The sequence below is a fragment of the Asanoa sp. NPDC050611 genome (assembly GCF_040654855.1).
Lineage (GTDB): Bacteria > Actinomycetota > Actinomycetes > Mycobacteriales > Micromonosporaceae > Asanoa.
This window is the reverse complement of the sequence record NZ_JBFAIU010000404.1, coordinates 1-6,140: the sequence shown is the minus strand read 5'-3', so window position 1 is coordinate 6,140 and position 6,140 is coordinate 1. Positions and strand designations below refer to the sequence as shown.

The window sequence follows — 6,140 nt, the reverse complement described above, 5'->3', positions numbered from 1 at the left end:
CGTCCTCTCCACGGTGATGGACGCGGCGGACCGCGACTACCGCGTCTACGTCCTCTCCGACGGCGTCGCCGACTCCGACCCCGAACTGCACGACACCCTGCTCGACAAGGTCCTCGGCCGCCGCGCCACCATCATCGACAGCGCCGAGCTCCACAACATGCTCGAAAAACCCTAGATAGGGGCTGCTTGCTCGGGTCCGTGGTGGGCGCGACCGTCGCTCCCGCCAGACACCGCTCGCTTCGCTTCGCTGCCAGGCCCGCTGGGGTTTTCTTATCCGTGGCTGGAGGGGCGGGCCCGCAGAAACCCCCCGGAGTTCGCCGACGAAACCGGCACCGCCCACGGCCTGGCACCGTCCACGGCCCCAGCACCGTCCGCAGCCGGGGCTCGGTCCGCCGCCCGACATCGTCCACACACCCGGCACCGAACAACGGCGCCAGCTCCGGTTACGGCCCGCAACCCCGGTAGCGAGCCCGCGTCGAGTCCGTGCCGCTACACGGGTACCGGGTTTCGGAGGCCTGGATGGCCGGCCGGGAGGGTTCGGCGGACCACCCACCAGCTGACCGCCACGCAGGCCGCGACCAAAGGCCACGTCAGGGCCACCCGCGTCGCGGTCAGGGCCAGCACCCGGTCCGCGGCGTAGAGCGGCAGGAACACGCCCACCCGGATCACGTACTGCATGACCCAGACGACGCTGCCCCAGCCGTACGACCGGACCAGCGCCGGGTCGCGGCGCCAGCGGGTGCCCTGGCGTAGTGCGAAACCCACGACGACGCCGAGCAGGGGCCAGCGGATCGCGATGCTGACCAGCCACGCCAGCGCGCTCGCGGCGTTCGTCAGCAGTTGCAGCAGGAAGAAGTCCGCGGCGCGGCCGGTGCGCAGCACGATCAGCGCCGCCAGGCACACGCCGAACAGGCTGATCACCACCGCCAGCGGGCGGTGGCCGCGGGACAGCCGCCAGGCCGCGACCGCCGTGCCGACCGCCAGCGCGGCGATCACGCCGAACAGGACGGACGCGCCGCCGGCCGCCCAGCCGACACCGAAGGCGAGTGGCGGCAAGGACGCCTCGATCGCGCCGCGGCGGCCCCCGAGCAGGTCGTTGAGCGACTCCTCGGCCATCGAACCTCCCCAGCGGCGGCCGGAACTCGCCGTGAGGTTACCCTAACCAAACGAATCGGTAGGCGACCCCGACGGCCGGACCCGGTAGGTTCTCAAGACGTGAGCCACCGTTGGGGAATGACGGTCCCGTTCGCCGGGATCCCGTTGGCCGACCACGGTCGACTTTATGCGCTGTTGCACGACGCCGGCTTCACGGACCTGTGGACGTCCGAGGTCGCCGGCGCCGACGCCTTCACGCCGTTGACGATCGGGGCGATCACGACGCCGCGGATGCGGCTCGGCACCGCCGTCGCGCCCGTGTTCACGCGCGGGCCCGGGCTGCTCGCGATGACCGCGGGCGCGCTGGCCGAGACCGCGCCCGGCCGGTTCGTCCTCGGCATCGGCGCCTCGTCGCCGGTCGTCGTCGGCGACTGGAACGCGGTGCCGTTCACCGAGCCGTTCAAGCGCAGCCGCGACATGCTCCGGTTCCTCCGGGCCGCGCTGGCCGGCGAGCAGGTCGACCGCGAGTTCGACACGTTCGCGGTGCGCCGGTTCCGCCTCGAGCGCCCCCCGGCGACACCGCCGTCGATCCTGCTCGCCGCGCTGCGCCCCGCGATGCTCCGGCTGGCCGCGGCCGAGGCCGACGGGACGATCCTCAACTGGCTCGCGGCGACGGATGTGCCCAAGGTGCTCGACGCCCTCGGCGACGCCCGCCCCGACGGGTTCGAGATCGCCGCCCGGATCTTCATGTGCCCCACCGCCGACGCTGACCACGCCCGCGCCGTCGGCCGGCGGATGATCACGAGCTACCTGACCGTTCCCGCGTACGCGGAGTTCCACCGCTGGCTCGGCAACAGCGACCTGCTCGACCCGGTCTGGACGGCCTGGGCGGCCGGCGACCGGCGCGGCGCACTCGCGGCGGTGCCCGACGAGCTGGTCGACGCGCTCGTCATCCACGGCACACCGCACCAGTGCAAGGAGCAGATCATGCGGTACGTCGAAGCCGGCGTCACGACCCCGGTGATGGCGCCGCTGCCGACCCCGGAGCTCACCTCGGGCGGCGTCGAGGCGCTGCACGCCCTGATCGGTGAGCTGTCCGCACCATCCAGTGTGGAGAGAGGCTGAGCGCATGGACCTGCGCGGCAAGGTAGTCGTCATCACCGGCGCGGCGGGCGGCATCGGCGCCGCGATGGCGCGCCGCTTCGCCGACGCCGGGGCGGCCGGCCTGGTGCTGGCCGACCTCGACGGCTCGGCCGTCGACGCGCTGGCCCGGTCGATCGACCGCGGCCTGACCCGCGCGGTGCCCTGCGACGTCACGGACCCGGCGCAGGTGGCCGCCCTCGTCGACGCGGCGCACGAGACGTTCGGCCCGGTCGACCTGTTCTGCTCGAACGCCGGCATCACGACGGGGACGGGCCTGGACACCACGGACGCGGTCTGGGACCGCGCCTGGTCCGTCAACGTGCACGCCCACGTCGTCGCGGCCCGCGCGGTGCTGCCGTCGATGCTCGACCGCGGCGCGGGCTACCTGCTGCAGACCTGCTCCGCGGCGGGCCTGCTGACCGCGGTCGGCGACGCGCCGTACGCGGTGACCAAGCACGCCGCCGTCGCCTTCGCCGAGTGGCTGTCGATGACCTACGGCGACCGCGGCATCCGCGTCAGCGCGCTGTGCCCGCAGGGCGTCCGCACCCCGATGCTCGACCAGGGCCTGGCCCGCGGCCACGCCGGCGCCCAGGTCACGGCCGCGGCCGGCGAGGTGCTGACCCCGGAACAGGTGGCGGACGCGGTGATTGAGGGCCTGGCGGCGGAGCGCTTCCTGATCCTCCCGCACCCGGAGGTGGCCACCTACCAGCAACGCAAGGCGGAAGACCCGGACCGCTGGCTCGCGTCGATGCGCAAGCTGATCAGCCGCGTCTCCTCCACCGCCTGACCGCCGGCGCGCGGTCCCGAGGTGAGCGACCGCCTGGGCACGGTCGCCCTGATGTGGCAGGCGCACCTGCGCGCGCCGTTCCCCCGTGCGAACGTCGGCGCCGTGGAGATGGTCATGGTCGACGCCGACATCGCTGGTTGCGTCAGCGTCTGGCTCGACAACGGTGGCCACCTCGACGCGGGCCGGCGATCGGTGCTCGCGGACCGCCTGGACGACCTCGATGCGGTCCTCCCGCTGCTGGCCGGCCACGCGCGCGACTACTACCGCCGGCTCCGCGACCTCGCCGAGCTGATCAAGCCCGGGAACTGACCGACACCGCGCGCCGCGAAGGGGCTCTACGGCCTGAGGCGGCCGCGGCGTCTGGGATGCTCGGCGCCGGCGGCGGTCGCCTTGGCACGACCGTTGGACTCCCGCGAGCCGCCACCTCCCGGCCCGACGCCCTCCGCGAGCGAGGCAGACCCGGCCGAGCCGGCAGCCGCCGGCTCCTCGTGGCTCTCCCGCGAGCCGCGACCTCCCGACCTGACACCCTTAGCGAGCGAAGCAGCCTCGACCGAGCCAGCAGCCGCCGGCTCCTCGTGGCTCTCCCGCGAGACGCCACCTCCCGACCTGACACCCTTAGCGAGCGAAGCAGACTCGACCGAGCCAGCGGCCGCCGGCTCCTCGTGGATGTAGACGCCGCCGCGGAACAGGGAGACGACCGCGCCGGCGGCTGCGAGGGCCGCGGCCAGGACGAAGACCACGATCAGGCCGTCGTGGAACGGGCCGCTGAGGATGCCCGGCAGGAACGTGCGGCCGGTCAGGTGGGACAGCGCGTCCGGCGAGACCTGGCCTGTCACGCCGGCCTGGTCGAGGAGCGTGCCGATCGGGTTCGTGCCCAGGAACGCCGCGAACATCAGCGACACCGGTGGGACCGCGACCACCGACGTGACCGCGTCCGGTGGCAGGCCCTGCCCGCCCAGGCCCGACTGCAGCGCGCCGGGCAGCGACGACGACAGGCCCGCGATCAGGAGCGAGAAGAACACGCCGATCGAGAGGACCATGCCCGCGTTCTGGAACGTCGCCCGGATGCCCGAGGCGACACCCCGCTCCCCCGGCGGCACCGCGTTCATCACCGCGGTCGTGTTCGGGGCCGAGAACAGGCCCGAGCCCGCGCCGTTGAGGAACAGCAGCACCGCGAACACCGGGTAGCTGAAGTTGACCGGGATGAACAGCAACCCGACGAACGTCGCCGCCATCACCACCAGGCCGCCCGTGGCCAGCAGCTTCGCGCCGTAGCGGTCCGAGAGCCAACCCGACAGCGGCCCCGCCACGATGAAGCCGATCGTCAGCGGGACCAGGTAGATGCCGGCCCACAGGGGCGTGTCCTCGAAGTCGTACCCCCGCAGCGGCAGCCAGATGCCCTGCAGCCAGATGATCAGCATGAACTGCAGGCCACCCCGGGCGACGGCGTTGAACAGCGCCGCGGCGTTGCCCGCCCAGAACGCCTGGATCCGGAACAGGCCCAGGTGGAACATCGGCTGCGCGACCCGGGTCTCGACGACGCAGAACACCACGAGCAGCACGGCACCCACGATCAGGCCACCGAAGACCAGCGGGTTGGCCCAGCCTTCGACGTGGTCCCCGTACGGCTGGATGCCGTAGGTCAACGCAGCCAGCAGCACCGTCAGCCCGACCGCCAGCGTCGCGTTCCCCCACCAGTCGATCCGTACCACCGGCTTGCGGGTCACGGTCTCGCGCAGGTTCCGGTACGCCCAGACGGCGCCGACGACACCGACCAGCGCGCTGACGCCGAAGATCGACCGCCAGTGCCACGCGGACAGCACGCCGCCGAGCACCAGGCCGACGAAGCTGCCGGCCAGGCCGGCGACCTGGTTGACGCCGAGCGCCGTGCCCCGCTGCCGCGCCGGGAACGTGTCCGTGATGATCGCCGCCGAGTTGGCCATCAGCATCGCGCCGCCGACGCCCTGCACGATCCGCCAGCCGATCAGCCAGAGCGCCGCCGTCCGCCCGGCACCGGGCGTGAGCAGGCAGGCCACCGACGCGGCCGCGAAGACCGCGAAGCCCGCGTTGTAGATCCGCACGCGGCCGAACATGTCGCCCAGCCGGCCCAGCGACACCACCAGTACGGCGGTCACCAGCAGGTAGCCCATCAACATCCACAGCAGATAGCTGACGTTGCCGGGCGCGAGCGGGTCGAGGTGGATGCCGCGGAAGATCGCCGGCAGCGAGATGATCAGGATCGACGCGTTGACCGTGGCCATCAGCATGCCGAGCGTCGTGTTCGACAGCACCGACCACTTGTGCGGAATCCGGCCGGCGGAGCGGGCGTGGATCGTCATGGGTACGGCCTCATCTCATTAGCTGTACTAACCATATTGCGCCGCCCGCACGGATGCCGCGTGAACTGGGTCCCAACCCGCGGCCCGACGGGCACTTCAAACAGGGATCAGACGGGACATAAACGACTCGCCAGGTGGCTCGCCGCCAGCAGGCCAATGGCAACCTGGCCATACCACAGCCACTAGCATGTTGCAATCGGCAGTTGTCGCTATCTGTGCCATATTCACGTGAGTCTTGTCACGCGTCGTGCTGGTCCCTACGCTCTGAGTGACGAAACGCCTTCTGGAACCCCTCCGGGAGACGTCCACGGTCACCACCGCTGGGGAGGACCAATGACCGAGGAGACCACCAGCCACGAGGCCGACGCCAAGCTACTGCAAGCCAGCCTCGAGGTCGTCGCCGACCGTGCGGATGAGCTCATCGCGTCGTTCTACGGCCGGCTGTTCGCCGAGTACCCGGCCGTCCGGCCGATGTTCCCCGCCGACATGGACGCGCAGCACGACAAGCTGCTGGGCGCCATCATCGCGCTCGTGACCAACTACGAGAACCCCGAGGCGCTGCGCCCGACCCTCGAGGCGCTCGGCGCCAAGCACGACGGCTGGGGCGTACGCCCGGAGCACTACACGGCCGTCGCGGGCTGCCTGCTCGCCACCCTCCGCGAGTTCGCCGGCGACGCGTTCACGCCCGAGGTCGAAGGCGCCTGGGTACGGGCCGCCGGCGAGTTCGAAGACGACTTCTCGGGTCCGGCGGGGCCGGCGGATGATTCCGGTCCGGC

General features: G+C 72.0%; 7 protein-coding genes. 5 read left to right on the top strand and 2 right to left on the bottom strand.

The features are described 5' to 3' along the window. Window positions 1-13: 13 nt before the first annotated feature. On the top strand, window positions 14-175 hold the full coding sequence (locus AB0H87_RS36530; protein ID WP_360156599.1) for an isochorismatase family protein: 162 nt from the start codon (window positions 14-16) through the stop codon (window positions 173-175). A gap of 314 nt (window positions 176-489) precedes the next feature. Here AB0H87_RS36530 and AB0H87_RS36525 read toward each other — a convergent pair whose 3' ends face one another. Beyond that, a complete protein-coding gene (locus AB0H87_RS36525; RefSeq protein ID WP_360156596.1) occupies window positions 490-1,116 on the bottom strand; it encodes a DUF3159 domain-containing protein in 627 nt (208 codons plus the stop codon). Window positions 1,117-1,233: 117 nt separating this feature from the next. Between AB0H87_RS36525 and AB0H87_RS36520 the strand changes: the two genes are divergently transcribed. The 3 genes from AB0H87_RS36520 to AB0H87_RS36510 are packed head-to-tail and all read left to right on the top strand — an operon-like array spanning window position 1,234 to window position 3,334. Then, entirely contained in the window at window positions 1,234-2,220 is a 987-nt protein-coding gene (locus tag AB0H87_RS36520; protein ID WP_360156593.1) for an LLM class F420-dependent oxidoreductase, read from the top strand. Between the two features lie 4 nt (window positions 2,221-2,224). After that, complete coding sequence (locus AB0H87_RS36515; RefSeq protein ID WP_360156590.1) at window positions 2,225-3,025, top strand: SDR family oxidoreductase; 801 nt, start codon at window positions 2,225-2,227, stop codon at window positions 3,023-3,025. Window positions 3,026-3,046: 21 nt separating this feature from the next. After that, window positions 3,047-3,334, top strand: coding sequence for a hypothetical protein (locus tag AB0H87_RS36510; RefSeq protein ID WP_360156587.1), 288 nt, complete (start codon window positions 3,047-3,049; stop codon window positions 3,332-3,334). Window positions 3,335-3,360: 26 nt separating this feature from the next. Here the strand turns inward: AB0H87_RS36510 and AB0H87_RS36505 are convergent, their stop codons facing one another. Continuing rightward, window positions 3,361-5,364, bottom strand: coding sequence for an MFS transporter (locus AB0H87_RS36505; RefSeq protein ID WP_360156584.1), 2,004 nt, complete (start codon window positions 5,362-5,364; stop codon window positions 3,361-3,363). Between the two features lie 333 nt (window positions 5,365-5,697). Between AB0H87_RS36505 and AB0H87_RS36500 the strand changes: the two genes are divergently transcribed. Next, on the top strand, window positions 5,698-6,140 hold a 443-nt coding region (locus tag AB0H87_RS36500), incomplete at its 3' end, for a globin domain-containing protein (RefSeq protein WP_360156581.1).

Bases quoted from the DNA above. Each gene is read 5' to 3' on its own strand.
- AB0H87_RS36525 (WP_360156596.1), bottom strand. From the start codon at position 1,116: ATGGCCGAGGAGTCGCTCAACGACCTGCTCGGGGGCCGCCGCGGCGCG.
- AB0H87_RS36520 (WP_360156593.1), top strand. From the start codon at position 1,234: ATGACGGTCCCGTTCGCCGGGATCCCGTTGGCCGACCACGGTCGACTT.
- AB0H87_RS36515 (WP_360156590.1), top strand. From the start codon at position 2,225: ATGGACCTGCGCGGCAAGGTAGTCGTCATCACCGGCGCGGCGGGCGGC.
- AB0H87_RS36505 (WP_360156584.1), bottom strand. From the start codon at position 5,364: ATGACGATCCACGCCCGCTCCGCCGGCCGGATTCCGCACAAGTGGTCG.